This window comes from Pseudomonas sp. AC016, assembly GCF_979253365.1.
The window spans coordinates 4,953,468-4,979,035 of record NZ_CEEDCC010000001.1 but is presented as its reverse complement, the minus strand read 5'-3'; the positions used below and the strand labels follow the sequence as shown (position 1 = coordinate 4,979,035).

The following is a 25,568-nucleotide window of genomic DNA, read 5'->3' as shown; positions in this document are numbered from 1 at the left end:
TCCCATGAAACAGAATGCGACGACTTACAGCCAACGCCTGTTGCGCCGACAGTCGCCCTCGTACGAACGTCTGCAGGCACGGTTTGCCGAAGATGGCAGTCTGCTGGAGGCCGAGCCTCTGGCGCTGCACTGCGGCTGGGGCCGCCTGCTGATCGGCCACACCTACCCTGATCCGGCTGCGCTGGCTCAGGAGTTGCTGAACGAGAAACCGGGTGAGCGTGATATTGCGCTCTACGTGGCTGCGCCCCAACAGGTGCTGGCCCAGTCTCCGCAACAGCTGTTTCTTGATCCGTCGGACACGCTGCGTCTGTGGTTCAGTGACTACCGCCCGGCGCAACGTGTGTTTCGCGGCTATCGCATTCGTCGCGCGCAGAGCGAGTCGGACTGGCAGGCCATCAATAACCTGTATCTGGCACGCGGCATGTTGCCGATCGATCATTCGCTGCTGACGCCGCGTCATCAGGGCGGTCCTGTGTATTGGATCGCCGAGGATGAAAGCACCAACACCGTGATCGGCAGTGTGATGGGACTCAACCATCAGAAAGCCTTCAATGATCCGGAAAAAGGCAGCAGCTTGTGGTGCCTCGCGGTCGACCCTCAGTGCACGCGCCCGGGTGTGGGTGAGGTGCTGGTCCGACATCTGGTCGAGCACTTCATGAGCCGTGGCCTGAGCTACCTCGACCTGTCGGTCCTGCATGACAACGAACAGGCCAAGGCGCTGTACGCCAAACTGAATTTTCGCAACCTGCAAACCTTCGCAATCAAGCGCAAGAACGGCATCAACGAGTCGCTGTTCCTCGGTCCTGGCCCGCAGGCGGAGTTCAACCCTTACGCGCGAATCATTGTCGAAGAAGCTCATCGGCGCGGGATCGACGTTCAGGTCGATGATGCGGACGCGGGACTTTTCACCCTCAGCTACGGCGGGCGTCGCATTCGCTGCCGCGAGTCGCTGAGCGATCTGACCAGCGCCGTGAGCATGACCCTGTGCCAGGACAAAAGCCTGACGCACCGCGCTCTGAAGGCAGCCGGTCTGCGCCTCCCCGCTCAGCAACGCGCTGGGAGCGAAGAACAGAATCGCGCTTTTCTTGAAGAGCACGGTCAGATTGTGGTCAAGCCGCTGGACGGCGAGCAGGGCCAAGGCGTCGCAGTTGACCTGCGCACGCCGGAAGATGTACAGAACGCCATCGGGCAGGCGAAGCAGTTCGATAGCCGCGTGATTCTGGAAAGCTTTCACGAAGGTCTGGACCTGCGCATCGTGGTGATCGGTTTCGAAGTGGTTGCCGCAGCGATACGCCGCCCCGCCGAGATCATTGGCGATGGCCGCCATACCATCAAGCAGTTGATCGAAGCCCAGAGTCGTCGTCGCGAGGCTGCGACCGATGGCGAGAGCCGCATCCCCATGGATGGCGAGACCGAGCGCACTGTGCGTGAGGCCGGCCACGACTACTCCACAGTTCTGCCGATGGACGAGCGCCTGGCTGTGCGCCGCACCGCCAACCTGCACACCGGCGGCTGCCTGGAAGACGTCACGGCCATTCTGCATCCCGTACTGGTCGATGCCGCTGTACGGGCTGCCCGCGCACTGGACATCCCGGTGGTCGGCCTGGACCTGATGGTTCCGGCTGCCGACCAGCCGGAGTATGTGTTCATCGAAGCCAATGAACGCGTCGGACTCGCTAACCACGAGCCTCAACCGACCGCTGAACGCTTCGTCGACCTGCTGTTTCCGCACAGCCTGCCTGCGCACAACTAGACAGCTACAAGCGCTGGACCGAAGCGGCGACTGTATTGCCGCTTCGGCCCGCTGCTTTCCGATTGACCCAATAGGAGCCTTCCATGACCCCTGCAAATATCCCCGATCCGGATCTGAAGTACCTGCAGAAAGTGCTGTTGGAAATGCTCGCGATTCCAAGCCCGACCGGCTTCACCGATACCATCGTGCGCTACGTCGCCGAACGTCTCGAAGAAATAGGCATTCCGTTCGAACTGACGCGCCGCGGCACCATTCGCGCGACGCTCAAGGGCAAACAGAATTCACCCGACCGTGCCGTCTCCGCGCACCTGGACACCATCGGTGCCAGCGTCCGCGAGGTCAAGGACAACGGCCGTCTGGCTCTCGCCGCCGTCGGCTGCTGGTCGAGCCGCTTTGCCGAAGGCAGCCGGGTGAGTGTGTTCACCGACACCGGCATCATTCGTGGCAGCGTATTGCCCCTGATGGCTTCGGGACACGCATTCAATACCGCAGTCGATGAAATGCCGATCAGCTGGGACCACGTCGAACTGCGTCTGGACGCCTACTGCACCACCCGCGCCGACTGTGAGTCACTGGGGATCGGTATCGGCGACTTCGTGGCCTTCGATCCGTTGCCGGAGTTCACCGAAAGCGGCCACATCAGCGCCCGTCACCTTGACGACAAGGCCGGTGTTGCTGCCCTCTTGGCCGCGCTGAAATCCATAGTCGACAGTGGCGCGGAGCCGCTGATCGACTGTCACCCACTGTTCACTATCACCGAAGAAACCGGTACGGGTGCCGCAGGCGTGTTGCCGTGGGACGTGAGTGAATTCGTCGGCATCGACATCGCACCAGTCGCGCCGGGCCAGCACTCCAGCGAGCATGCGGTGAGCGTGGCGATGCAGGATTCGGGCGGCCCCTACGACTATCACCTGTCCCGCCACCTGCTGCGTCTGGGCGTGGACAATGAACTGCCGGTGCGCCGCGACCTGTTCCGTTATTACTACAGTGATGCGCACTCGGCCGTCACCTCGGGCCACGACATCCGCACTGCCCTGCTGGCATTCGGCTGCGACGCAACCCATGGCTATGAGCGTACGCACATCGACAGCCTTGCGGCCCTGAGCAAACTGCTGGGTGCCTACATGCTCAGCCCGCCGGTCTTTGCCAGCGATGCCAAACCGGCCCAGGCGTCGCTGGATCAGTTCAGCCATCAGATCGAGCACGACGCGCAGATGGAATCCGACACACGGGTGCCGCCAGTGGACAGCCTGATCGGGCAGAATCGCGAGGAATAAACGCCTTCAGATCGTAGCTATGGTTTTCGCTGCACACTGATAGCGGTACACACGTCATCTGGCTCTCCAGTGAGACAGCGGCACTGTCGTGCTTTTTTCGCGCGATAGTGCGGACACCGCCGATTGCGACGTGGGTGAAGGCTGAGTCCTGGCGCTGATTCGGGGGGCAATCGGCATGGATGCCGATTGAGCTGCACTGGGCCATGGATGGCCCATTTGCAGCGACCCTCGAATCAGTGTCAGGACGAAGGAACCCCGGCGAAGCCGGGGCCGGAACCGGAGCGAAGGACTTTGGCTACTTTGGTCCCTCAAAGTAGCGCGCCGTAAGGGCGCAAAGGTGACCTGAGCCATGCGCTCGGCTAACCGAATCCACAGTCTGTGCCATTTGTGACGCGGAGCGTCACGGGAGGCATGCCCACGCGGAGCGATGGGCACGATCAGTGTCGAGGCAGACCTTGCTGACAGCCATATGAATTGCGACACCTGCCATCACCGCACTATCATCGTCGGCTATCGACCCGAGAACCGCCATGCTCATCCCCTACGACCAGCTTGAACCCGATACCCTCACCCGCCTGATCGAAGACTTCGTCACCCGCGAAGGCACTGACAATGGCGACGAAACGCCATTGCAGACCCGTGTGCTGCGGGTGCGGCACGCGCTGACCAAGGGACAGGCAGTGATTTTCTTCGACCTGGAAAGCCAGCAGTGTCAGTTGATGCTCAAGCACGACGTGCCCAAGGAATTCTTCGACTGAGTATCAGGCAGCGGGCGATCCCGGCTGCTGCTCTGCCAGCTTGTTGGCAATGCGACGAAACACCTCGGCGCGGTGGATCTTGATGTCCTTGGGTGCGTCGATACCCAGGCGGACCTGATTGCCATTCACACCCAGGATCTGCACGGTGATGTCATCACCGATCGAAAAGGTCTCGCCAATTTCCCGCGTCAGTACCAGCATTTTTCGACTCTCGTGTTGTTACAAAAGAGTCAGGGTGCAGGGCAGAATCGAGGGCTTCAATACGATGATGGCAAATCAGTAACGTCCTTCACGTGCGCCGGAGCGCACTGAAGGAAACGTCCTACCTACGGGTCAAAAAAGCTGAAAAATTCACGCTGAACAGGCAGACACCGTCAATTTGTCTGCCGTGCCTTGGCGCGCATCTTGCCGCACATGATCGTCATTTCCTCATACATGGCCTCGGGGTGTTTGCGCTTGAGCTCCCACGCCATGCGCCCTTCTTCGTGAGGCAGGATCATGAACTCGCCTTTGCCGACCTGCTCGAAGATGTGGTTGGCGATGTCGCTGGCCGTGATCGGGGATTTTTCCAGCAGCCTGCCGATCTGCGCCTTCATCGACGGTGTAGGTCCGCGAAAGGAATCCAGCAGGTTGGTCTGGAAGAACGATGGGCAGACGACATGCACACCGACCTCCTGATCATGCAGTTCAACCAGCAGACTTTCCGACAGGGCAACCACGCCCGCCTTGGCCACGTTGTAGTTGCTCATGGCCGGCGCCTGCATCAGCGCAGCCATCGAGGCGATGTTGATGATCTTGCCCTTGCTTGCCTGCAGCATCGGCAGGAACGCCTTGCAGCCCTTGACCACGCCCATGAGATTGATCGCGATTTGCCATTCCCAGTCTTCCAGCGACAGCTCGTTGAAGAAACCGCCCGAGGCGACACCTGCATTGTTGACGATGATGTCGATACCACCGAAACGCTCTTCGCACGCCTGGGCGAAAGCGGTCAACTGGCTGTAGTCGCGCACATCGCAGCGCTGAACGAAACCGTCACCGCCTGCCTCGCGTACCAGGCTCAGGGTTTCCTGCAAACCGGCGTCATTGACGTCCGACAGCGCCAGACGCCAGCCTTCGCGCGCCCAGCGCAGTGCAATTTCACGGCCCAGACCCGAACCGGCGCCAGTAATCATGATGCGGTTTTGCATAGCGGAATGCCTTGTGATGTGCAGGAATAGACGGAGTGTAATCACTGCCGGAGCCGGACAACCCCAACATCAGAACGCTGAATACCCGGAGCAAACCTGTGTGTTATCCGCGCCTGAACCTGCGCACGCCACGAACGAGCAATGCCCCGTATACCGATGCATTGATCAGCAGAACGATACCGCCCAGCCAGAGCTGAATCTGTGGCGTCAGCCCTGCGGGATAGATCAGCGGGATCAGGTAATGCTCGATGAAACCGCCGTCGTAACCCTGCTCGCCCGCTCTGCTGCGCAAGGCATTTTCCAGCGGCGTCAACGGGCAGTACAAATGCAGGAGTTCGACTGCTGCTCCCCAGGCCATGGCGGGAAGGTGCAGCAACGCTGCCCACGGCCAACGCAGAACCAGCAAGCCGCCCAGCAGCACGAACAAAATGAACAGCAGGTGAAACGTGACAACTGCATCTGCAGCCAGGCGGAAGATCATCGGTACACCTTTGAAGTAGTGAATCGAGCGGGCGGATTTATAAACCGCACGTTAGTTCAATCTTTTAACGCCCTTTATTAATCTGTTTTGCACTATCAAATCCAAAAATAATCTACGCAACTCATTGTTTTTTATTATTTTTAAAAATTGTAAGATTTTATTCAACGACGATAGAACCTTTCATGAACGGCCAGAGTCGGATGTTTCAAGCAGCTAAAACTCAAGGCTTCAGAGCCAAGAGCTTTTAACTGCAGGAACTCTAACCGGAATTACAAGAAGGAACTCACGTCATGGGCATCGGCACTATTCTTATCATCGTTCTGATTCTGCTGCTGGTCGGCGGTCTGCCGGTCTTCCCGCACTCGCGCAGCTGGGGCTACGGTCCATCGGGCGTGATCGGTACGATCCTGGTCATTCTGCTGATTCTGGTATTGCTCGGCAGAATATAACGTTCCTGCCAAAGCCCCGCCCTCACCCGCGGGGCTTTTTATTGCACAAAAAAAAAGCAGCCCGAGGGCTGCTTTTTTCATGAAGCGTACTGCTTAGTGTGACACCGCACCGCTGGCACCCAAGCCAGTCTGCGAACGTACGAACTGCGGGAAGAACAAGGCGCGCTCGCCCTCTGCCGCTTTCGACTTGTCGGTGATGGAGAAGAACCAGATGCCCACGAATGCGATGGCGATGGAGAACAGCGCCGGGTATTCGTAAGGGAAGATGGCTTTCGGGTTGTGCAGGATCTGCACCCAGATGGTAGGACCCAGCACCATCAGCACGACCGCACTGATCAGACCCATCCAGCCGCCGATCATGGCGCCACGGGTGGTCAGGTTTTTCCAGTACATGGAAAGCAGCAGGATCGGGAAGTTGCAGCTTGCCGCTACCGAGAACGCCAGACCCACCATGAACGCGATGTTCTGGCTTTCGAAGGCGATACCCAACAGGATGGCCACGACCGCCAGCGCAATGGTGGTGATCTTAGAGATGCGAATCTCGTCCTTCTCGTTGGCCTTGCCAGCCTTGATCACACTGGCGTACAGGTCATGAGACACCGCCGATGCACCGGCAAGGGTCAGACCGGCAACCACGGCCAGGATGGTGGCGAACGCAACCGCCGAGATGAAGCCCAGGAACAGACTGCCGCCCACTGCGTCGGCCAGATGTACCGCCGCCATGTTGTTACCGCCCAACAGAGCACCTGCCGCGTCCTTGAACACCGGGTTGGTGCTGACCAGCAGGATCGCGCCGAAACCGATGATGAAGGTCAGGATGTAGAAGTAGCCGATGAAACCGGTGGCGTAGAGCACCGACTTGCGGGCTTCCTTGGCATCGCTCACGGTGAAGAAGCGCATCAGGATGTGAGGCAGACCCGCAGTACCGAACATCAGGGCCAGACCCAGCGAGAACGCCGAGACCGGATCCTTCACCAGACCGCCAGGGCTCATGATCGCTTCACCTTTGGGGTGAACCTTGATGGCCTCGGAGAACAGCATGTTGAAGTCGAAGTTGACGTGCTTCATCACCATCAGCGCCATGAACGAGGCACCGGATAGCAGCATCACCGCCTTGATGATCTGTACCCAGGTGGTGGCCAGCATGCCGCCAAACAGTACGTACAGGCACATCAGGATACCGACCAGCACCACGGCCACGGTGTAATCCAGACCGAACAGCAGTTGGATCAGCTTGCCGGCACCGACCATCTGGGCAATCAGGTAGAACGCAACCACGACCAGCGAACCGCAGGCCGACAGGGTACGAATCTCTTTCTGCTTGAGGCGGTAGGACGCAACGTCGGCGAAGGTGTATTTGCCCAGGTTACGCAGGCGCTCGGCGATCAGGAACAGAATGATCGGCCAGCCCACCAGGAAGCCGATCGAGTAGATCAGGCCGTCGTAGCCGGAGGTGTACACCAGTGCGGAAATACCCAGGAAGGACGCCGCCGACATGTAGTCGCCCGCGATGGCCAGACCGTTCTGAAAACCGGTGATCTTGCCGCCCGCCGAGTAGTAGTCCGACGCTGTCTTGTTTTTCTTCGAGGCCCAGTAGGTGATGTAGAGCGTAAAGCCCACGAATGCCAGGAACATCACGATCGCCGAGACGTTCAGGGGTTGTTTCTGTACCGCCCCGGTGAGGGCATCCGCCGCCATGAGGGCCGGCGCACAGATGGACAGGCCGATGGCCAGGGATAGACGACGGATCATTGCTGAGCCTCCTTGAGAATCGCATTGTTCAGGTCGTCGAATTCACCGTTGGCACGGCGCACGTAGATGGCCGTCAGGACGAATGCCGAGACAATCAGTCCAACCCCGATCGGCATTCCCCAGGTAATAGAAGAGGTCGCGCTCAGTTTGGCACCCAGGATATGTGGCCCGTACGCAATCATCAGGATGAATGCGGCATAGAGCCCAAGCATGATCGCCGAGAGAATCCAGGCGAAACGCTCTCTCTTGGAAACCAGCTCCTTGAATCGCGGGCTGTTTTGAATCGAGAGGTAAATGCTGTCGTTCATTGTTTTTGTCCTCGCAGCACAGATGAGATGTCACGTATTCCACTTTAGTCAGGTCCGGCGCGCACTCCAGACGACCTTAGTATTAGAACGACATTAGTCGTAGATTCGTGATGCTGCTCCCATTCCGCAGGCAAACACGCTCAAGGCGCTTGAAAACTTTATCGCGGGCAAACAAAAGGCCGTCTGACGAGAACGCCAGACGGCCTTGAAAGCATTGAAACAGAGGCTTTGAGGTTATTTACCTGTCCAGGCGGCAACACGATCCGGGTGTTTGGCGACCCAGTCCTTGGCAGCCGCTTCAGGCTTGGCGCCGTCCTGGATGGCCAGCATCACCTCGCCAATTTCGTCTTTCGACGCCCACTGGAATTTTTTCAGAAAGGCCACAGCATCCGGTGCCTTTTTCTCAAGGCCCAGGCTTGCGACGTTGTCGACGGTTTCAGCCGCACCGTAAACGCCCTTCGGGTCTTCCAGGAATCGCAGTTTCCATTTGGCGAACATCCAGTGCGGCACCCAGCCGGTCACGGCAATCGATTCCTTGCGCTCTTCGGCCCGGGTCAACGCGGAAATCATGCCCGCGCCGGAACTGGCCTGCAGCTTGTAACCGTCCAGCCCGTAGTCCTTGATGGCCTGATCGGTCTTGATCATCACGCCCGACCCTGCATCGATACCGGTAATCTTCTTCTTGAAGGACTCATCGGTCTTGAGGTCTTCAATGCTCTTGGCCTTCACGTATTCCGGCACGATCAGGCCGATCTTGGCGTCCTTGAAGTTGGGGCCGTAGTTAACGACCTGATCCTTGTACTTGGCGTAATACTCGCCATGGGTACTCGGCAGCCAGGCGGACAGGATCATGTCGAGCTTGTCGGTGGCCACCGCCTGCCACATGATCCCAGCCGCAACGGACTGCAGTTTGACGTCATAACCAAGCTTCTGCTTGAGCACTTCGGATGCCACGAAGGTGGTGGCTACGCTGTCGGACCAGCCTTCTACATAGCCAATGGTCAGCGTCTTGGTTTCAGCAATGGCCAGCGTGGAGCTGACAGCAAGTACCAGTGCGGCACCCGCCCCCAGGATTTTTCGCATCTTCATCGTCACTTCCCCGGAAGTCCTGCGCCGACGGCTGTCGGACAGGGTTAACGTTGTTTTTCATGACCGCATGCCCACCCGAATCCGGAGCGAGCTGCGACCTGCACGTCTTGATCGCTCCTGCGCGCAACGCACGCACCGTAACGCACACTGATCATCGGCCTGCGCCGCGATCCGGCATGCTCTGCCTGCGACACCGGGACAACGGGAAACGACATCACACAGCCATCAGCGACACCACGTTCCGAAAAACGTCTTGACGAGGTTCACACCGGCATAGAAACAGGATGTGTTACCGAAGACTCACTTCCGAAAGCCTTTTCGGGTAACACGGAAACATTACCGCAAAAAGACAGGGCTTCGATTTGCACCTATTTTCAGCAAGTCATTGTTTTTTAATGACTTTAAAAAGTTGGCATGGCAACTGCTATCTCTCAGGCACAACAAAAACAAGAAATGTGCAGCAAACCAATAAAAACAAGACGTAACGGCTCTGACATAACAAGAACAACACGGACAGAGACGCAGCTAACAGATTTTTTTGGAGTGGATCAGCTTTACAGGGACTTCGCCTCGCGAGGCCCCGCAATCGGACAGAGAACAATAAAACTACCCTCAGGTAGCTCCAGAACCGGTTGGACCCCGATGTTGTGCAGACAAAGGGTTGAAGCGAGTCAGCGCTCAAAAAAATACGTTTGCTCTTGACCCCGCATGGGGGTCGCACTGAAACGCGGTAAAGGTCAGGTCACCAAAAACAACAACAGACCGCCTATAACAATAAGAAGAGCACGTGAAACACATTAGAAGGAGAGCCCCGGCTCTCCTTTGTGCTGTCTGGCATTCGGGATTTATTTTCCAGATCGTCGAATCTTTGCCCGTAACGGCCCTCAAACCCCCTCTGACAGGTCAGTCTGCCTCCTGAAACAGGGTGTCGGCATGCCGGACGTGAACCAAATTCGACTTGTTCGAAAAAAAAGCACAGATCTGCATTGCAAAATCCACAGACCGTGTATTGTTCCGTCAGGTTTACAAGGTTCGCACTCGCAATGCGGCACTTTGGCATTACGCCAGTTGTCATAGCCTGCGTACCTCATCAGCACTTCTTTCCCAAGGGATTTAGTCATGCTCCGTTTTCTGCGCTTCGCTACCGTTATTGGTGGCCTGTGTTTAAGTGCGTCCGCTCTGGCGACGAATGTCGACCCCGCCACTTATGGCTACCCGCTGACTAATCCGTTCGAAGCGACCATTGCTACAACACCTCCCGACCTGCGTCCCGACCTGCCCGATGACGAAGACATCGATCAGGATGTGTACACGCTCAATCTGCACCCTGAGCGAGAATTCACCCTGCCCGATAACTTCTGGGCGGTAAAAAAGCTTCACTATCGACTGGCCAAACAGGACCACGCTGCACCGCTGATCTTCCTGATCGCCGGCACCGGCGCGCCTTACAACAGCACCATCAATGAATTCCTGAAGAAACTGTATTACGGTGCGGGCTATCACGTCGTTCAGTTGTCGTCGCCCACCAGCTACGACTTCATGAGTTCGGCTTCTCGTTTCGCAACGCCTGGCATCTCCAAGGATGACGCCGAAGACCTGTATCGCGTGATGCAGGCCATTCGTGCACAACAGGCGCAACTTCCAGTGACAGACTATTACCTGACCGGCTACAGCCTCGGGGCACTGAACGCCGCGTTCGTCAGCCAACTGGATGAAACCCGTCGCAGCTTCAACTTCAAGAAAGTGCTGTTGCTCAATCCGCCGGTCAACCTTTACACCTCGATCACCAACCTCGACAAAATGGTCCAGACCAACGTCAAGGGCATCAACAACACCACCACGTTCTACGAACTGGTACTGGCCAAGTTGACGCGTTACTTCCGCCAGAAGGGTTACATCGACCTGAACGACGCCCTGCTGTTCGACTTCCAGCAGTCCAAGCAGCACCTGACCAACGAACAGATGGCGATGCTGATCGGTACCTCGTTCCGCTTCTCCTCGGCTGACATCGCGTTCACGTCCGACCTGATCAACCGTCGCGGTCTGATCACCCCGCCGAAATTCCCGATCACCGAAGGCACCAGCCTGACGCCGTTTCTCAAGCGTGCCCTGCAATGCGACTTCGACTGCTACCTGACCGAACAGGTCATCCCGATGTGGCGTGCCCGCACCGACGGCGGCAGCCTGCTGCAACTGGTCGATCAGGTCAGCCTGTATGCACTGAAGGATTACCTGCACAACAGCAGCAAGATTTCGGTCATGCACAACGCAGACGACGTGATTCTGGGTTCGGGTGATCTGGGCTTCCTGCGCAAGACTTTCGGCGATCGCCTGACCGTTTATCCTTACGGCGGCCATTGCGGCAACATCAATTACCGCGTCAACAGCGACGCCATGCTGGAGTTCTTCCGTGGCTAAACGTCTTTTACTCCTTGCCGCCCTGCTCTGTGCCGGTACGGTTCACGCCGCTGACGCGGTCACCAGCAACAAGGCCGAGCACCCGGCGACCGTCCTGCGCCAGGTAGATGCGGATGGTTTCACCCAGCCGCTCAAGTCCCTGCAGTTCAACCCGGGCCTCGACCAGCGCGAGTTCGAGCGCGCCTCCATCAACGCCCTGGAAGTCTATGATCCGCTGGAGTCCTGGAACCGCCGGGTCTATCACTTCAACTACCGTTTCGACGAGTGGGTATTCCTGCCGGTCGTGAACGGCTATCGCTACATTACGCCTGGCTTTGTGCGCAGCGGTGTGAGCAACTTCTTCAGCAACCTGGGCGACGTACCCAACCTGCTGAACAGCCTGTTCCAGTTCAAGGGCCAGCGCTCGCTGGAAACCACCGGACGCCTGCTGCTCAACACCACTATCGGTGTCGCCGGCCTGTGGGACCCGGCCACCATGATGGGCCTGCCACGTCAGAGCGAAGACTTCGGTCAGACGCTGGGCTTCTACGGCGTGCCGGCAGGCCCGTATCTGGTGCTACCACTGTTTGGTCCGTCCAACCTGCGTGATACCGGCGGGCTGGTGTTCGACTTCGCCGCCGAAATGCAGATCAACTTCCTCAACGTGGCCGACGTCAGCAATGACCATCCGGAAATCACGCTGTTGCGAGCTATCGACAGGCGTTATGTGACCAGCTTCCGTTACGGCCAGCTGAACTCGCCGTTTGAATACGAGAAGGTGCGCTACGTCTACACCGAGTCGCGCAAGTTGCAGATTGCCGAATAAGCGAAACCTGTAGAAAAACGGCCAGCCCGAATGATCGGGCTGGCCGTTTTTGTTTAAGACGTGTCTCGCATAGACCTGCACCCGGAGCACTCGAAACATCGATAAATTCGATTGATACACCCCACTATTCAAATCCATCCATCGAGTGAACAGGCATACCATGCCGTCATTGTTACCTTACAAGAGTGCCTTTTTTCATGACTCAGTTTCGTAAAGTACTGGCGATCCAGGCAGGCCAGCCGACGTCGGATGGTGCCGGTGTGCGCCTGACCCGGGTATTTGGTGGTCAGGGTGTGGAGCAGTTCGATCCTTTTCTGATGCTCGACGAGTTTGGTTCGGACAAGCCCGATGACTACATCGCAGGCTTCCCGCCACATCCGCATCGCGGCTTTGAAACCGTGACCTATATGCTCGAAGGCCGCATGCGCCACGAAGACCACATGGGTAACGTTGGGCTTCTGCAAGGCGGTGGCGTGCAGTGGATGACCGCAGCACGCGGGATCATTCACAGCGAGATGCCAGAGCAGGAAGAAGGCGTGATGCGCGGTTTCCAGCTATGGCTGAACCTTCCTGGCAAGAACAAACTGGCCGATGCCAGCTATCAGGACATTCAGCCGGAAAACATTCCGCGACTGACCACGCAGGAAGGCGTCGAGGTGGTGCTGATCGCCGGTCAGTTCGATGACGGCCGCGTTCAAAAAGCCGGTGCCGTAAAGCGTCCTGATACCGAGCCGTTGTATTTCGATTTCCACATGCCGACGGACAGCCACATCAGCCCGCGGATCCCGCAAGGCCATCGTGCGCTGCTGTATGTGTACGAAGGCAGCATCGAGGTCGAAGGCTGCGCACAATCCATCGGCGCCAGCCGCATGGTGCGGCTGGGCGATGAAGGTGAGCTGCGTATCAAGAGCGCCGACGGCGCACGGGTTCTGCTGATTGCCGGCAAACCCCTGCGTGAGCCGATCGTGCAGTACGGGCCGTTCGTGATGAACACCCGTGAGGAAATCGAACAGGCACTGCGCGACTTCCGGGATGACCGTCTGACGGCGTGAGTTACATGCGGTTTCACGGCAATCGCAGAAACCGCTTCAACTCCGCCCCTTGGGCAATCGCATCATGCCGTCCCAGTTCGATCAGTTCGCTGCAATAACCCGATTCGAACAGCAGATAGCTCAAGACGCTGGCACCACTGGTCTTGGTTGCACCCGGTCCGCGCAGGAACGTGCGCAAGGCAGGTGGCAATTCGCGTCGGTGACGGGCTGCGATTTCATCCAGCGGCCGGCTCGGGGAAATCACCAGTACCTCGACCGGGGCGAGTCCTGGCTGACTCCGGGCCTCCTCGTCCTTGATCAGTGAACTGGCCATGTTCAACCGTTCGAGCAGTTCGATATCGCTTTCCAGGTTGTCGATGAAGGTGCTGTTGAGCATGTGGCCGCTGATCTGCGCCATGCTGGGTTGCGCGCCACTGGTGGGGCGCGGAGCCAGCTTTTTAGCGTGCACGCCATGTGGGTTGCCACTGACACCGACCACCAGCACGCGATTGGCACCCAAGTGCAGTGCTGGGCTGATGGGTGCCGACTGACGCACGGCACCATCACCGAAATATTCATCCTCAAGCTTGATCGGCGCGAACAGCAGTGGAATGGCCGAGCTGGCCAGCAGGTGTTCGATCGTCAACTGAGTGGGCTTGCCAACCCGCCGGTGACGCAGCCAGGGCTCGATAGTGCCGCGCCCCTGATAGAACGTGACCGCCTGACCGGACTCGTAACCAAATGCAGTGACCGCTACCGCACGCAGATGATGCGCTTCAATGGCAGCCTCGATTCCGCCAAGGTCCAGCCGTTCGGTCAACAAATCACGCAAAGGTGAGCTGTTGAGCAGCGCGACGGGAATGTTGCGGCCGAGCCCGGTCATGCTGCGCCCGAAGAATCGCCCGGCCTGACGAATCACCCCCGGCCAGTCGCTGCGCAACACCTGATGGCTGCGAAACGACTGCCAGAACTCGGTTAGCTGATGGATGGCGATACGAAAGTGCAATGCGCCGCTTGCCAGCTTTACGGCATTGATCGCGCCGGCCGACGTGCCGACGATGACGGGAAAGGGATTGGGTGAACCGGGAGGCAGCAGGTCGGCAATGCCCGCCAGTACCCCCACCTGATACGCGGCACGTGCGCCGCCGCCTGAAAGAATGAGCCCGGTGACAGGCTCGACATCGTGTGCAGCAGGTGTCGCTACGGCGGATTCTGGCATCTACAACTGACCTCGGTGATCAACGACGCTTTTTATTTATGCTTCCTGTATAGCTTCGGTTCACCGGCTGGTCGACTCTTGAAACGTCGATGGGCCCAAAGATATTGCGATGGGCATTCAGTGATAGCACTTTCTACCCATTGATTGATGCGCAGGCAATCGGCTTCGTCGCTCTCGCCGGGAAAATCCTGCATCGGCGGATGGATCACCAGCCGATAGCCACTGCCGTCCGCCAGACGCTGCTGAGTGAACGGTACGACCTTGGCGCGACCCAGCTTGGCGAACTTGCTCGTCGCCGTCACAGTCGCGGCCTGGATGCCGAACAGCGGCACGAATACGCTCTGCTTGGCGCCGTAATCCTGATCCGGTGCGTACCAGATCGCCCGGCCCGCGCGCAGCAGCTTGAGCATGCCGCGCACGTCTTCACGCTCGACCGCCAGCGAATCCAGATTGTGGCGCTCACGCCCGCGACGCTGGACGAAGTCGAACAACGGGTTGCGGTGCTCGCGGTACATGCCGTCGATGGTGTGTTGCTGACCGAGCAGCGCCGCGCCGATTTCCAGCGTCGTGAAATGCAGGGCCATCAGAATCACGCCCTCGCCCTTCTGTTGCGCGTTCTGCAGGTGCTCCAGCCCTTCGACATGGGCCAGTCTGGCCAGTCGCTGTTTCGACCACCACCAGCTCATGGCCATTTCGAAGAAGGCGATGCCGGTGGAGGCAAAGTTTTCCTTGAGCAGGCGCTTGCGTTCGGCGGCGGACATCTGAGGAAAACACAGCTCAAGATTACGCGAGGCAATATATTTTCGATCAGTGGCGACCCGGTACATGACCGCCCCAAGCAGCCGACCGATGACCAGCAGCACGCGAAACGGCAACTGCACGATCAGCCACAGAAGCCCCAGCCCCAGCCATAGCGGCCAGAAACGAGGGTGAAGGAAACGGGCGTTAAAGCGCGGGCGATCCATTTGGGCTTCCGTCAGAACAAAGGCCGCGCATTCTACATCGGTTCGACCGGCTTGCGGCCTGCGGGCGTTCTCGTTATAAGTCTCGGCACTTTTAGCGACAAGCTGTTGTGTAAGCCGACCATGAGCCAGATTGAATCGCAAAACCCGGAACCTGTATTTCAGCTCAAGGGCAGCATGCTTGCCATCACGGTGATGGAGCTGGCCCGAACCAATCTTGAAGCGCTTGACCGGCAACTGGCGGCCAAGGTCGCGCAGGCGCCCAACTTCTTCAGCAACACGCCGCTGATCCTGGCTCTGGACAAACTTGCGCCCAACGAGGGCTCGGTGGACCTGCCGGGGCTGGTGCGCATCTGTCGCCAGCATGGCTTGCGTACCCTGGCGATCCGCGCCAACCGCATCGAAGACATCGCCGCCGCCATCGCAGTCGATCTGCCGGTGCTGCCGCCGTCCGGCGCCCGTGAGCGCGTGCTGGACCCTGTCGAAGCCGAAGCGCCAAAAAAGATTCCGGAAAAACCGCCTGAACCGACCATCAAGCCAACCCGCGTAATCACGGCGCCGGTACGTGGTGGCCAGCAGATTTATGCCCAGGGTGGCGATCTGGTAGTGGTTGCTCCGGTCAGTCCCGGTGCGGAACTTCTGGCCGATGGAAACATCCATGTGTACGGCCCAATGCGCGGTAGAGCGCTGGCAGGTATCAAGGGCGATACCAAGGCACGGATTTTCTGCCAGCAGTTGAGCGCTGAACTCATTTCAATCGCCGGGCAGTACAAGGTGTCTGAAGATCTGCGCAGGGACCCGCTTTGGGGCTCGCCGGTCCAGGTCAGCCTGTCCGGTGATGTGTTGAACATCATTCGGCTTTAACGGATACTGCCGCAATTTTCAAAGTATCCCTGATTCGTCGCGAAAACGTAGTAAAGGTTGTAGGAAATCCTGGGGAGCACTGCTCTTCAGCCGGTAAATGAGTCGAAAGTTGCAGCGTCCAGCTCTCTTTCCAGGACCAGGCCATACGATTTCCTTGATTCTTCGACTGACGCCGCGGCAAGGGATGCTCTTCAGGGACCAAAAGTCCTTTTCCTCTAGGGGTGATTCACCTTGGCCAAGATTCTCGTTGTTACATCCGGCAAGGGTGGTGTGGGCAAGACCACCACCAGCGCCGCTATCGGTACAGGCCTCGCCATGCGCGGCCACAAGACTGTCATCGTCGACTTCGACGTCGGCCTGCGTAACCTCGACCTGATCATGGGTTGCGAACGTCGTGTCGTTTACGACTTCGTCAATGTGGTCAACGGCGAGGCCAATCTGCAGCAGGCGCTGATCAAGGACAAGAAGATCGAAGGTCTGTTCGTACTTGCAGCCAGCCAGACCCGTGACAAGGAAGCACTGACCAAGGAAGGCGTCGAAAGAGTCCTGATGGAACTCAAGGAGTCGTTCGAATACATCGTCTGCGATTCTCCGGCAGGTATCGAAACCGGCGCTCACCTGGCGATGTACTTCGCCGACGAAGCGATCGTCGTGACCAACCCTGAAGTGTCGTCGGTCCGTGACTCCGATCGCATGCTGGGCCTGCTGGCCAGCAAATCCCGCCGCGCCGAGAACGGCGAAGACCCGATCAAGGAACACCTGCTGTTGACTCGCTACAACCCTGAGCGCGTCAGCAAAGGCGAGATGCTCGGTGTTGAAGACGTCAAGGAAATCCTTGCTGTCACGCTGCTGGGCGTCATTCCCGAGTCGCAAGCGGTACTCAAGGCCTCCAACCAGGGCGTGCCCGTTATCCTCGACGACCAGAGCGACGCAGGTCAGGCGTACAGTGACGCCGTTGACCGCCTGCTGGGCAAGACGGTGGACCACCGGTTCCTGGATATGAAGAAGAAAGGATTGTTTGAACGCCTGTTCGGGAGCAATTAATGAACATTTTTGACTTCTTTCGTGACCGCAAAAAAGAAAGCACGGCCTCGGTAGCGAAAGAGCGTCTGCAGATCATCGTTGCCCACGAACGTGGCCAGCGCAGCACACCGGACTACCTTCCTGCACTGCAGAAGGAACTGGTGGAAGTGATCCGCAAATACGTCAATATCGAGTCCGATCAGGTACAGGTCGCTCTGGAAAACCAGGGCAGTTGTTCGATTCTGGAACTCAATATCACTCTGCCCGATCGCTGATCAGGCAGTCGTCTTCAGCGGTATCGGTGCCCTCCTCAAGAGGTAGCACCTTTACCGCCGTTGGCGTTTCTCGCGTTTCGAGGCCGTTGCATGCCGTTGTCGAACATCCGCATCATTCACCAGGACGCCGCCGTTCTGGTGATCGATAAGCCTACCCTGCTGCTGTCCGTTCCCGGTCGTGCCGACGACAACAAGGACTGCCTGATTACCCGCCTGCAGGAAAACGGCTACCCCGAAGCCCGCATCGTCCATCGTCTGGACTGGGAAACCTCGGGCATCATTCTGCTGGCCCGCGATGCCGAGACCCATCGCGAGCTGTCGCGTCAGTTTCATGACCGTGAAACCGAAAAGGCCTACACCGCGCTGTGCTGGGGTCAGCCTGCGCTGGACAGCGGCAGTATCGACCTGCCATTGCGCTACGATCCGCCGACCAAACCGCGTCACGTGGTGGACCACGAGGCGGGCAAGCACGCGCTGACGTTCTGGAAGATCATTGAGCGCTACGATACGCACTGCCGCGTCGAGCTGACCCCGATCACCGGTCGTTCGCACCAGTTGCGGGTGCACATGCTGTCCATCGGGCACCCGCTGCTCGGTGACGGCCTGTATGCACATCCCGAGGCGCTGGCGGCATACCCGCGTCTGTGCCTGCATGCCAGCATGCTGAGTTTCACGCATCCAGTGACCCGCGAGCGTTTGACCTTTGAGTGCCCTGCTCCGTTTTGACGTCGGCATTCGCAAGGCAAGCGTTCGCGTATCAGGCATTTAGGCGTTGTTTGATAAGAGGCGGCTTGCCAAAATCTCGTATGGCTGCGAGAGATAGCGGCGTTTCCCACGTACAGAGTTCGCGGCCAATGCGGTAAACTCGCGCCATTGCTGTCTGGAGCTAGTTATGCGCGAAGAGTTGAATAAAGGCCTGATCGATTTCCTCAAGGCCTCTCCTACACCGTTCCATGCCACCGCCACCCTCGTACAACACCTTGAAGCTGCCGGTTTTCAGCGTCTGGACGAGCGCGACACCTGGTCCATCGAGACCGGCGGGCGTTACTACGTCACGCGCAATGACTCCTCCATCGTCGCCGTCCGCATGGGCCGTCAGTCGCCACTGACCGGCGGTATCCGCATGGTCGGCGCGCACACCGACAGCCCGTGCCTGCGGGTCAAGCCGCAACCCGAGCTGCAACGTCAGGGTTTCTGGCAACTGGGCGTGGAAGTCTACGGCGGCGCACTGCTGGCCCCGTGGTTCGACCGCGACCTGTCGCTGGCCGGCCGTGTCACTTTCCGTCGTGACGGCAAGGTCGAAAGCCAGCTGATCGACTTCAAGTTGCCGATCGCGATCATCCCCAATCTGGCGATCCACCTGAACCGGACCGCAAACGAAGGCTGGCCGATCAATCCGCAGAACGAACTGCCACCGATCCTGGCCCAGGTGGCCGGTGACGAACGTGCCGACTTCCGCGCCCTGCTGACCGATCAACTGGCGCGCGAACATGGCCTGAACGCCGACGTGGTGCTGGATTACGAGTTGAGCTTCTACGACACCCAAAGCGCTGCAGTGGTCGGCCTGAACGGCGACTTCCTGGCCGGTGCACGCCTGGACAACCTGCTGTCCTGTTTCGCCGGGCTGCAGGCGCTGCTCAACAGCGACAGCGATGAAACCGCCCTGCTGGTGTGCACCGACCATGAAGAAGTCGGCTCGTCGTCAGCCTGCGGTGCGGACAGCGCGATGCTGGAACAGATCGTTCAGCGCCTGCTGCCGAGCAGCGAAGACTACGTGCGTACCATCCAGAGATCGCTGCTGATCTCGGCTGACAACGCCCACGGCATTCACCCCAACTATGCCGACAAGCACGACGCCAACCACGGGCCGAAGCTCAACGCCGGGCCGGTGATCAAGGTCAACAGCAACCAGCGTTACGCCACCAACAGCGAAACCGCCGGTTTCTTCCGTCATCTGTGCATGGCCGAAGAAGTGCCGGTACAGAGTTTTGTGGTGCGCAGCGACATGGCGTGCGGCTCGACCATCGGGCCGATCACCGCCAGCCATCTGGGTATCCGCACCGTCGACATCGGTCTGCCGACCTTCGCCATGCATTCGATTCGCGAGCTGGCCGGCAGCCATGACCTGGCGCATCTGGTCAAGGTACTCACCGCCTTCTACGCCAGCCACGAGCTGCCGTAACCCCGCGCATGATGTTCGCGGGCCTCGGCGGCCCGCGGACAACAGGCTTCATCCCTCAGATATCCCGCACCATCGCGCTCACATGGATGGCATCGTGGCGCCAGTACTCCAGATCGCAATCGATCAGACGGCCCCGCTGGTCATAGTTGATACGCGCAATGCGCAAACCCGGACTGCCGACAGACACTTTCAGAGCCGCTGCGGCTTCGGCGTGCAACGCGGTGGGCACCATCTCGAAACGGACCTGCCCGTAACGCAGGTCGTACTGGCGGGCATACAGTTCGGTCAGTGACTGCTCCATGTCGAAATCCAGAATCCCCGGAAAGAACTCCGGCTTCAGGTAGTGCTCGACGTACAGCACCAACCGCTGATCAATGCGACGTGCGCGGCAGATCTGAATGACGCTGGACAACGCAGGCAACTCCAGCATGGCGCAGATCATTGCTGAGGCTGGCTGCAGACGTGCCGACAGGACCTGAGTGTGTGCCACTCGCCCCTGCGCCGAGACCATCGCGTGAAAGTGACTGCGACGAATCAGGTCATAGGCCAGTCGCGGAGGCGAGATGAACCAGCCACGACGTTCCTCGCGATACACCAGCCCCATGGCCTCCAGTTGAACAAGCGCCTCACGCAAGGTAATACGCGTGGTGTCGAATACCTCGCTGAGCTTGCGCTCGGCCGGCAGTTTGCTGCCAGGCGGCAACAGGCCGTGCTCGATCTGCTCTTGCAGGGCGTGGCAAATGGTTGTTACCGCTCGTGGCACATCTTCGCGCATTCAGCTACCTGTCTGGACTAGACCAGCCCTGTCGTGGGGCACGCTTTTACCCCTGCCGTTGTCGTCAGCCGTGTTGCAGCAAGCCTAGGCCGGGTCTATGACCGTCCTGTGACACGCTGCTACATGATCCATGCCAATCCCCGCCCAGACAGCCCTCAAGCCCTTGAACAGCAAGCACTTGAGTCTGGTCTACGCTTAGCGCCAGGCAGTGCCCGAATGCAGGCAATGTGAAATCAACCACGCGGCCCGACACGAAAATGTCATGCAACAGGCCTAACTTGGCTCAGGTATTGCTGATCTAGACCAAACCATCCGCAACGAACACTTCCGGTAAAGAAGTGCACTAGGAGCTTCGAATGAAACATCTTTTGTTGGCATCACTCCTCGGCTCGGCCATCGCCATGAGCGCGTCAGTCATGGCTGCGGACACAGACCTCAAGACCCTGGAAGCCGCAGCCAAGGCTGAAGGCGCCATCAACAGCCTCGGCATGCCGGATGACTGGGCGAACTGGGGCGGCATCTGGACCGATCTGGAAGCCAAATACGGTCTCAAGCACACCGACACCGACATGAGTTCGGCGCAGGAAGTGGCCAAGTTCGATGCGGAAAAAGACAACGCGAGCGGCGATATCGGTGACGTGGGCGCAGCCTTCGGCCCCATCGCTGTCGCCAAGGGCGTTACCCAGCCTTACAAGCCAAGCACCTGGAACCAGATTCCAGACTGGGCCAAGGACAAGGAAGGCCACTGGGCATTGGCCTACACCGGCACCATTGCGTTCATTGTGAACAAGAACCTGCTGCACGGATCCGAAATCCCGAAAACCTGGGCCGACCTGAAAACCGGCAAATACAAAGTCTCCATCGGTGACGTGAGTTCTGCCGCCCAGGCGTCCAACGGTGTGCTGGCCGCCGCCTTCGCCATGAAAGGCGACGAGACCAACATCGAACCAGGCCTGCAACTGTTCACCGAACTGGCCAAACAGAAGCGCCTGTCGCTGGCCAACCCGACCATCCAGACCATCGAAAAGGGTGAAGTCGAAGTGGGCGTGGTCTGGGACTTCAACGGCCTGAACTATCGCGCCAAGATGACCAAGCCTGATGATTACGTGGTGCTGATCCCGTCGGACGGCTCGGTGATCTCCGGCTACACCACCATCATCAACAAGTACGCCAAACACCCGAACGCCGCCAAGCTGGCGCGTGAGTACGTGTTCAGCGACGCGGGCCAGATCCAGCTGGCCAAAGGCAACGCACGTCCGATTCGTGCCGAGCACGTCACCCTGCCTGAAGACGTGAAAGCCAAGCTGCTGCCAAACGAGCAGTACAAGAACGTCACGCCGATCAAGGACGCAGAAGCCTGGGAAAAGACCTCCAAGGCGCTGCCTCAGAAGTGGAACGAGCAAGTCATCATCGAGATGAACTGATGCTCTGCGCGACTCAAGGATGATGTCGCATCTCATGCACGGGCGAGCCCTCCTCGCCCGTGCCGGGTCATGCCATATCCGCACCCAAGCGAGTTGCCCATGAAACACAATGTCATCCTCATCGTGCTCGACGGCCTCAATTACGAAGTGGCACGGCATGCGATGGGCCATCTTCAGGCCTGGCACGCCGCGGGACGCGCAGCGCTGTACAAGCTGGAATGCGAACTGCCCGCGCTGTCACGTCCGCTCTACGAATGCATCCTGACCGGTGTCGCACCCATCGAAAGCGGCATCGTGCACAACAACGTGTCGCGCCTGTCCCGTGAACGCAGCGTGTTTCATTATGCCCGCGACGCGGGGCTGAGCACGGCGGCTGCGGCCTATCACTGGTTCAGCGAGCTGTACAACCGCACGCCTTTCGAGGCGGCACGCGACCGAAACACCGATGCACCGCAGCTGCCGATTCAGCACGGGCTGTTCTACTGGGCAGACCATTATCCGGATTCACATCTGTTCGCCGACGCAGAAAGCGTGCGCCTGAAACACGCGCCGAATTTTCTGTTGATTCACCCCATGAACATCGACGACGCCGGGCACAAGCACGGCCTCGACACCCCGCAGTACCGCAACAGCGCGCGCAGCGCCGACATCATTATGGCCGACTACCTGCAGGGCTGGCTGGACGCGGGCTATCAGGTCCTGATCACCGCAGACCACGGCATGAACAACGACCGCTCGCACAACGGTCTGCTGCCCGAGGAGCGCGAAGTGCCGCTGTTCGTGCTAGGCGAGGCATTCAGCCTGGACCCAGACGCCAAACCGCGCCAGACCGATCTGTGCGGCACGATCTGCGAACTGCTCGGTGTGCCCCACGACAAACCCGTCTGCCGGGAGATCCTCAATTGACCACCTTTACCCGAGGCAAATGGCTGGCGCTGTTGTGCCTGGTGCCGTTTGCACTGTTCTTCATCGTGTTTCAGATCGCCCCGCTGTTCTGGGTGGCAATCCACAGCGTGCAGAGCGACAGCGGCTGGGGCCTGGAGAACTTCAGCAAGGCGTTCAACTCGCGCTTCTATCGCCAGGCCATGCAGTTCAGCCTGGAGATCAGTTTCTGGTCGAGCCTGTTCGGCATTCTGATTTCGATCCTCGGCGCCTATTCGTTGCGCAAGGTCGATTCGCGACTGCGGGACTTCGTCAATTCCTTCGCCAACATGACCAGCAACTTCGCCGGTGTCCCGCTGGCATTCGCCTTCATCATCCTGCTGGGCTTCAACGGCGCGCTGACGTTGATCCTCAAGGACGCCGGAATCATCGATGACTTCAACCTGTACTCCAAGACCGGGCTGATCATCCTCTACACCTACTTCCAGATTCCGCTCGGCGTCCTGCTGCTGTACCCGGCGTTCGATGCCGTGCGCGAGGACTGGAACGAGTCGGCCGCCCTGCTGGGGGCCAGCAGCTTCCAGTTCTGGCGCTACATCGGTCTGCCTGTGCTGACACCTGCCCTGCTAGGCACCTTCGTCATCCTCCTGGCCAATGCGCTGGGCGCCTACGCCACGGTCTACGCACTGACCACCGGCAACTTCAACGTACTGCCGATCCGCATCGCCGCCATGGTGGCGGGCGACATCACGCTCGACCCGAACATGGCCAGTGCGCTGGCCATGATTCTGGTAGGACTCATGACCCTGGTGACGGTGATCCATCAGTGGCTGTTGAAAAGGAGCTACCATGTCGCGCGTTGAAAAAGGGCCTGCTGGCGTCTACCACAAGACCGTGGTGTGCCTGCTGTTCCTCACTCTGCTGCTGCCCCTGGCGGGCACCTTTCTGTATTCGATATCGACCAGTTGGTCGGCAACCATTCTGCCCAGCGGACTGACCTTCAAGTGGTACGTGGCGCTGTGGAGCGATCCACGATTTCTGGCTGCATTCAGCCAGTCACTGCTGGTCTGCGTCGGCGCGCTGATGCTGTCGGTGGTGCTGATTCTGCCGCTGCTGTTCGTGGTGCATTACCACTTTCCGCGCCTCGACGGGCTGATGAACATCCTGATCCTGCTGCCTTTCGCCGTGCCGCCCGTGGTGTCGTCGGTGGGCCTGCTGCAGTTGTATGGTTCAGGCCCGATGGCGATGGTCGGTACGCCGTGGATTCTGATCGGCTGCTATTTCACCGTCGCCCTGCCCTTCATGTACCGCGCCATCACCAACAACCTGCAGGCGATCAACCTGACCGACCTGATGGACAGCGCGCAGCTGCTGGGTGCCAGCACCTGGCAGGCGGCCTTCATCGTGGTGCTGCCGAACCTGCGCAAGGGCCTGATGATCGCGTTGCTGCTGTCGTTCTCCTTCCTGTTCGGCGAGTTCGTGTTCGCCAACCTGCTGGTCGGCACGCGTTACGAAACCCTGCAGGTCTACCTCAACAACATGCGCAACAGCAGTGGCCACTTCAACAGCGCACTGGTGATTTCCTATTTCCTCTTCGTGCTGGTGCTGACCTGGGCCGCCAATCGACTGAACAAGGACAAAGACTGAGATGAGTTTTGTCAGCATTGAAAACCTGCAGAAGAGCTACGCCAGCACGGCGGTGTTCAGCGACATCAACTGCGCCATCGAAAAGGGCGAGTTTGTCACCCTGCTCGGCCCGTCCGGCTGCGGCAAGTCCACCCTGCTGCGCTGCATCGCGGGCCTCACGTCAGTGAACAGCGGAAGCATCCTGCTTGACGGTCAGAACCTGGTACCGCTGGCCCCGCAGAAGCGCAACATCGGCATGGTGTTCCAGAGTTACGCGCTGTTTCCCAACATGACTGTCGAGCAGAACGTCGCCTTCGGCCTGCGCATGCAGAAGGTCAGCCCTGACGACAGCCGCAAACGGGTCGCAGAGATTCTCAAGCTGGTCGAACTGCAGGACTACGCCAAGCGCTATCCGCACCAGATGTCCGGCGGTCAGTGCCAGCGCGTGGCGCTGGCCCGCTCGCTGGTGACACGTCCGCGCCTGCTGCTGCTGGATGAACCGCTGTCGGCACTGGATGCACGGATCCGCAAGCACCTGCGTGAGCAGATCCGGGCGATCCAGCGCGAACTGGGCCTGACGACCATTTTCGTAACTCACGATCAGGAAGAGGCGCTGACCATGTCGGACCGCATCTTCCTGATGAACCAGGGCCGCATCGTGCAGAGCGGCGATGCGGAAACCCTCTACACCGCGCCGGTGGACGTGTTCGCGGCAGGCTTCATCGGCAACTACAACCTGCTGGAAGCCGACGACGCCAGCCGCCTGATGCAGCGCCCGATCAACAGCCGCATCGCGATTCGGCCTGAATCCATTCAACTGAGCCTCACCGGCGAACTGGAAGGCGAAGTGCGCAGTCACAGCCTGCTGGGCAACGTCATTCGCTACCGCGTGCAGGCACGCGGCGTGGAATTGGTGGTCGACGTACTCAACCGCAGCGCGGATGATCTGCACCCTGACGGCCGCCGGGTGACGTTGAATATCGAGCCCTCGGCGCTGTGCCCGGTGGCTTGACCGACAAATGATTTAA

26 protein-coding genes are annotated in these 25,568 nt (G+C 59.1%); 17 read left to right on the top strand and 9 right to left on the bottom strand.

The features are described 5' to 3' along the window. Nucleotides 1–4: 4 nt before the first annotated feature. The 3 genes from ngg (at nt 5) to AC0IXS_RS22540 (ending at nt 3,788) form a co-directional block, all read left to right on the top strand. Complete coding sequence (gene ngg, locus AC0IXS_RS22550) at nt 5–1,753, top strand: N-acetylglutaminylglutamine synthetase (protein WP_057407744.1); 1,749 nt, start codon at nt 5–7, stop codon at nt 1,751–1,753. Between the two features lie 83 nt (nt 1,754–1,836). Continuing rightward, nucleotides 1,837–3,030 (top strand): osmoprotectant NAGGN system M42 family peptidase, encoded by a 1,194-nt coding sequence (locus AC0IXS_RS22545; protein ID WP_057407747.1) that lies wholly within the window; start codon nt 1,837–1,839, stop codon nt 3,028–3,030. 530 nt (nt 3,031–3,560) lie between these two features. Then, nucleotides 3,561–3,788 carry a YheU family protein gene (locus AC0IXS_RS22540; protein WP_004879420.1) on the top strand — a complete coding sequence of 76 codons (228 nt, stop codon included), beginning with the start codon at nt 3,561–3,563 and terminating at the stop codon, nt 3,786–3,788. A 3-nt stretch (nt 3,789–3,791) separates the two neighbouring features. On the opposite strand, the gene csrA is transcribed toward AC0IXS_RS22540, so the two are convergent. The 3 genes from csrA to AC0IXS_RS22525 form a co-directional block, all read right to left on the bottom strand. Further along, nucleotides 3,792–3,989, bottom strand: a complete 198-nt coding sequence (csrA, locus tag AC0IXS_RS22535; protein ID WP_004879419.1) for a carbon storage regulator CsrA — start codon at nt 3,987–3,989, stop codon at nt 3,792–3,794. 173 nt (nt 3,990–4,162) lie between these two features. Beyond that, nucleotides 4,163–4,975, bottom strand: coding sequence for an SDR family oxidoreductase (locus AC0IXS_RS22530; RefSeq protein WP_471825717.1), 813 nt, complete (start codon nt 4,973–4,975; stop codon nt 4,163–4,165). Between the two features lie 103 nt (nt 4,976–5,078). Beyond that, on the bottom strand, nt 5,079–5,456 hold the full coding sequence (locus tag AC0IXS_RS22525) for a DUF2784 domain-containing protein (protein WP_057407752.1): 378 nt from the start codon (nt 5,454–5,456) through the stop codon (nt 5,079–5,081). 290 nt (nt 5,457–5,746) lie between these two features. Between AC0IXS_RS22525 and AC0IXS_RS22520 the strand changes: the two genes are divergently transcribed. Next, on the top strand, nt 5,747–5,905 hold the full coding sequence (locus tag AC0IXS_RS22520; protein WP_004879412.1) for a DUF3309 family protein: 159 nt from the start codon (nt 5,747–5,749) through the stop codon (nt 5,903–5,905). A 93-nt stretch (nt 5,906–5,998) separates the two neighbouring features. Here the strand turns inward: AC0IXS_RS22520 and AC0IXS_RS22515 are convergent, their stop codons facing one another. From AC0IXS_RS22515 to AC0IXS_RS22505, 3 genes are all read right to left on the bottom strand, one after another. Beyond that, nucleotides 5,999–7,657 (bottom strand): cation acetate symporter, encoded by a 1,659-nt coding sequence (locus AC0IXS_RS22515; protein ID WP_057407754.1) that lies wholly within the window; start codon nt 7,655–7,657, stop codon nt 5,999–6,001. After that, on the bottom strand, nt 7,654–7,965 hold the full coding sequence (locus tag AC0IXS_RS22510) for a DUF485 domain-containing protein (RefSeq protein ID WP_004879410.1): 312 nt from the start codon (nt 7,963–7,965) through the stop codon (nt 7,654–7,656). The genes AC0IXS_RS22515 and AC0IXS_RS22510 overlap by 4 nt, the downstream gene beginning before the upstream one ends. 234 nt (nt 7,966–8,199) lie before the next feature. After that, nucleotides 8,200–9,054, bottom strand: coding sequence for a glycine betaine ABC transporter substrate-binding protein (locus tag AC0IXS_RS22505; protein ID WP_025992967.1), 855 nt, complete (start codon nt 9,052–9,054; stop codon nt 8,200–8,202). 1,119 nt (nt 9,055–10,173) lie between these two features. Between AC0IXS_RS22505 and AC0IXS_RS22500 the strand changes: the two genes are divergently transcribed. The 3 genes from AC0IXS_RS22500 to AC0IXS_RS22490 all read left to right on the top strand — a co-directional run bounded on the left by AC0IXS_RS22500 (nt 10,174) and on the right by AC0IXS_RS22490 (nt 13,329). Beyond that, entirely contained in the window at nt 10,174–11,472 is a 1,299-nt protein-coding gene (locus AC0IXS_RS22500; protein WP_004879401.1) for a hypothetical protein, read from the top strand. Beyond that, nucleotides 11,465–12,277: an MlaA family lipoprotein gene (locus tag AC0IXS_RS22495; protein WP_004879399.1), complete on the top strand. Its 813-nt coding sequence runs from the start codon at nt 11,465–11,467 to the stop codon at nt 12,275–12,277. The genes AC0IXS_RS22500 and AC0IXS_RS22495 overlap by 8 nt, the downstream gene beginning before the upstream one ends. A 197-nt stretch (nt 12,278–12,474) precedes the next feature. Next, a complete protein-coding gene (locus AC0IXS_RS22490; RefSeq protein ID WP_122689706.1) occupies nt 12,475–13,329 on the top strand; it encodes a pirin family protein in 855 nt (284 codons plus the stop codon). Between the two features lie 13 nt (nt 13,330–13,342). Here the strand turns inward: AC0IXS_RS22490 and AC0IXS_RS22485 are convergent, their stop codons facing one another. Both AC0IXS_RS22485 and AC0IXS_RS22480 read right to left on the bottom strand, forming a co-directional pair. Beyond that, complete coding sequence (locus AC0IXS_RS22485) at nt 13,343–14,527, bottom strand: patatin-like phospholipase family protein (RefSeq protein WP_025995130.1); 1,185 nt, start codon at nt 14,525–14,527, stop codon at nt 13,343–13,345. A 32-nt stretch (nt 14,528–14,559) separates the two neighbouring features. Further along, a complete protein-coding gene (locus tag AC0IXS_RS22480) occupies nt 14,560–15,492 on the bottom strand; it encodes a lipid A biosynthesis lauroyl acyltransferase (RefSeq protein WP_025995131.1) in 933 nt (310 codons plus the stop codon). A gap of 120 nt (nt 15,493–15,612) precedes the next feature. On the opposite strand from AC0IXS_RS22480, the gene minC reads away from it, so the two are divergent. The 5 genes from minC to AC0IXS_RS22455 all read left to right on the top strand — a co-directional run bounded on the left by minC (nt 15,613) and on the right by AC0IXS_RS22455 (nt 19,833). Then, nucleotides 15,613–16,353 (top strand): septum site-determining protein MinC, encoded by a 741-nt coding sequence (minC, locus tag AC0IXS_RS22475; RefSeq protein WP_004879392.1) that lies wholly within the window; start codon nt 15,613–15,615, stop codon nt 16,351–16,353. Between the two features lie 231 nt (nt 16,354–16,584). Then, nucleotides 16,585–17,397 carry a septum site-determining protein MinD gene (minD, locus tag AC0IXS_RS22470; protein WP_004879391.1) on the top strand — a complete coding sequence of 271 codons (813 nt, stop codon included), beginning with the start codon at nt 16,585–16,587 and terminating at the stop codon, nt 17,395–17,397. Next, nucleotides 17,397–17,651: a cell division topological specificity factor MinE gene (gene minE / locus AC0IXS_RS22465; protein ID WP_004879390.1), complete on the top strand. Its 255-nt coding sequence runs from the start codon at nt 17,397–17,399 to the stop codon at nt 17,649–17,651. Before minD ends, minE begins: the two co-directional genes overlap by 1 nt. A gap of 90 nt (nt 17,652–17,741) precedes the next feature. Continuing rightward, nucleotides 17,742–18,377 carry an RluA family pseudouridine synthase gene (locus AC0IXS_RS22460; protein WP_122667595.1) on the top strand — a complete coding sequence of 212 codons (636 nt, stop codon included), beginning with the start codon at nt 17,742–17,744 and terminating at the stop codon, nt 18,375–18,377. 166 nt (nt 18,378–18,543) lie between these two features. Continuing rightward, a complete protein-coding gene (locus AC0IXS_RS22455; RefSeq protein ID WP_025995133.1) occupies nt 18,544–19,833 on the top strand; it encodes a M18 family aminopeptidase in 1,290 nt (429 codons plus the stop codon). Nucleotides 19,834–19,888: 55 nt separating this feature from the next. Here AC0IXS_RS22455 and AC0IXS_RS22450 read toward each other — a convergent pair whose 3' ends face one another. Continuing rightward, nucleotides 19,889–20,608, bottom strand: coding sequence for a UTRA domain-containing protein (locus AC0IXS_RS22450; RefSeq protein ID WP_122574789.1), 720 nt, complete (start codon nt 20,606–20,608; stop codon nt 19,889–19,891). Nucleotides 20,609–20,964: 356 nt separating this feature from the next. Here AC0IXS_RS22450 and AC0IXS_RS22445 point away from each other — a divergent pair, with 356 nt between their 5' ends. The 5 genes from AC0IXS_RS22445 (at nt 20,965) to AC0IXS_RS22425 (ending at nt 25,552) form a co-directional block, all read left to right on the top strand. Then, entirely contained in the window at nt 20,965–22,032 is a 1,068-nt protein-coding gene (locus AC0IXS_RS22445; protein WP_057407760.1) for an ABC transporter substrate-binding protein, read from the top strand. A 99-nt stretch (nt 22,033–22,131) separates the two neighbouring features. Further along, nucleotides 22,132–22,938 carry an alkaline phosphatase family protein gene (locus AC0IXS_RS22440; protein WP_122667596.1) on the top strand — a complete coding sequence of 269 codons (807 nt, stop codon included), beginning with the start codon at nt 22,132–22,134 and terminating at the stop codon, nt 22,936–22,938. Next, the gene (locus AC0IXS_RS22435) at nt 22,935–23,777 is read left to right on the top strand and encodes an ABC transporter permease (protein ID WP_025995137.1); all 843 of its coding nucleotides are present in this window, start codon (nt 22,935–22,937) and stop codon (nt 23,775–23,777) included. The genes AC0IXS_RS22440 and AC0IXS_RS22435 overlap by 4 nt, the downstream gene beginning before the upstream one ends. Continuing rightward, nucleotides 23,764–24,561 carry an ABC transporter permease gene (locus AC0IXS_RS22430; RefSeq protein ID WP_025995138.1) on the top strand — a complete coding sequence of 266 codons (798 nt, stop codon included), beginning with the start codon at nt 23,764–23,766 and terminating at the stop codon, nt 24,559–24,561. Before AC0IXS_RS22435 ends, AC0IXS_RS22430 begins: the two co-directional genes overlap by 14 nt. 1 nt (nt 24,562) lies before the next feature. Beyond that, nucleotides 24,563–25,552 carry an ABC transporter ATP-binding protein gene (locus AC0IXS_RS22425; RefSeq protein ID WP_004879378.1) on the top strand — a complete coding sequence of 330 codons (990 nt, stop codon included), beginning with the start codon at nt 24,563–24,565 and terminating at the stop codon, nt 25,550–25,552. The last annotated feature ends 16 nt before the right edge of the window (nt 25,553–25,568 follow it).

Bases quoted from the DNA above. Each gene is read 5' to 3' on its own strand.
- ngg (WP_057407744.1), top strand. From the start codon at position 5: ATGAAACAGAATGCGACGACTTACAGCCAACGCCTGTTGCGCCGACAG.
- AC0IXS_RS22545 (WP_057407747.1), top strand. From the start codon at position 1,837: ATGACCCCTGCAAATATCCCCGATCCGGATCTGAAGTACCTGCAGAAA.
- AC0IXS_RS22540 (WP_004879420.1), top strand. From the start codon at position 3,561: ATGCTCATCCCCTACGACCAGCTTGAACCCGATACCCTCACCCGCCTG.
- csrA (WP_004879419.1), bottom strand. From the start codon at position 3,989: ATGCTGGTACTGACGCGGGAAATTGGCGAGACCTTTTCGATCGGTGAT.
- AC0IXS_RS22530 (WP_471825717.1), bottom strand. From the start codon at position 4,975: ATGCAAAACCGCATCATGATTACTGGCGCCGGTTCGGGTCTGGGCCGT.
- AC0IXS_RS22525 (WP_057407752.1), bottom strand. From the start codon at position 5,456: ATGATCTTCCGCCTGGCTGCAGATGCAGTTGTCACGTTTCACCTGCTG.
- AC0IXS_RS22520 (WP_004879412.1), top strand. From the start codon at position 5,747: ATGGGCATCGGCACTATTCTTATCATCGTTCTGATTCTGCTGCTGGTC.
- AC0IXS_RS22515 (WP_057407754.1), bottom strand. From the start codon at position 7,657: ATGATCCGTCGTCTATCCCTGGCCATCGGCCTGTCCATCTGTGCGCCG.
- AC0IXS_RS22510 (WP_004879410.1), bottom strand. From the start codon at position 7,965: ATGAACGACAGCATTTACCTCTCGATTCAAAACAGCCCGCGATTCAAG.
- AC0IXS_RS22505 (WP_025992967.1), bottom strand. From the start codon at position 9,054: ATGAAGATGCGAAAAATCCTGGGGGCGGGTGCCGCACTGGTACTTGCT.
- AC0IXS_RS22500 (WP_004879401.1), top strand. From the start codon at position 10,174: ATGCTCCGTTTTCTGCGCTTCGCTACCGTTATTGGTGGCCTGTGTTTA.
- AC0IXS_RS22490 (WP_122689706.1), top strand. From the start codon at position 12,475: ATGACTCAGTTTCGTAAAGTACTGGCGATCCAGGCAGGCCAGCCGACG.
- AC0IXS_RS22485 (WP_025995130.1), bottom strand. From the start codon at position 14,527: ATGCCAGAATCCGCCGTAGCGACACCTGCTGCACACGATGTCGAGCCT.
- AC0IXS_RS22480 (WP_025995131.1), bottom strand. From the start codon at position 15,492: ATGGATCGCCCGCGCTTTAACGCCCGTTTCCTTCACCCTCGTTTCTGG.
- minC (WP_004879392.1), top strand. From the start codon at position 15,613: ATGAGCCAGATTGAATCGCAAAACCCGGAACCTGTATTTCAGCTCAAG.
- minE (WP_004879390.1), top strand. From the start codon at position 17,397: ATGAACATTTTTGACTTCTTTCGTGACCGCAAAAAAGAAAGCACGGCC.
- AC0IXS_RS22460 (WP_122667595.1), top strand. From the start codon at position 17,742: ATGCCGTTGTCGAACATCCGCATCATTCACCAGGACGCCGCCGTTCTG.
- AC0IXS_RS22455 (WP_025995133.1), top strand. From the start codon at position 18,544: ATGCGCGAAGAGTTGAATAAAGGCCTGATCGATTTCCTCAAGGCCTCT.
- AC0IXS_RS22450 (WP_122574789.1), bottom strand. From the start codon at position 20,608: ATGCGCGAAGATGTGCCACGAGCGGTAACAACCATTTGCCACGCCCTG.
- AC0IXS_RS22445 (WP_057407760.1), top strand. From the start codon at position 20,965: ATGAAACATCTTTTGTTGGCATCACTCCTCGGCTCGGCCATCGCCATG.
- AC0IXS_RS22440 (WP_122667596.1), top strand. From the start codon at position 22,132: ATGAAACACAATGTCATCCTCATCGTGCTCGACGGCCTCAATTACGAA.
- AC0IXS_RS22430 (WP_025995138.1), top strand. From the start codon at position 23,764: ATGTCGCGCGTTGAAAAAGGGCCTGCTGGCGTCTACCACAAGACCGTG.
- AC0IXS_RS22425 (WP_004879378.1), top strand. From the start codon at position 24,563: ATGAGTTTTGTCAGCATTGAAAACCTGCAGAAGAGCTACGCCAGCACG.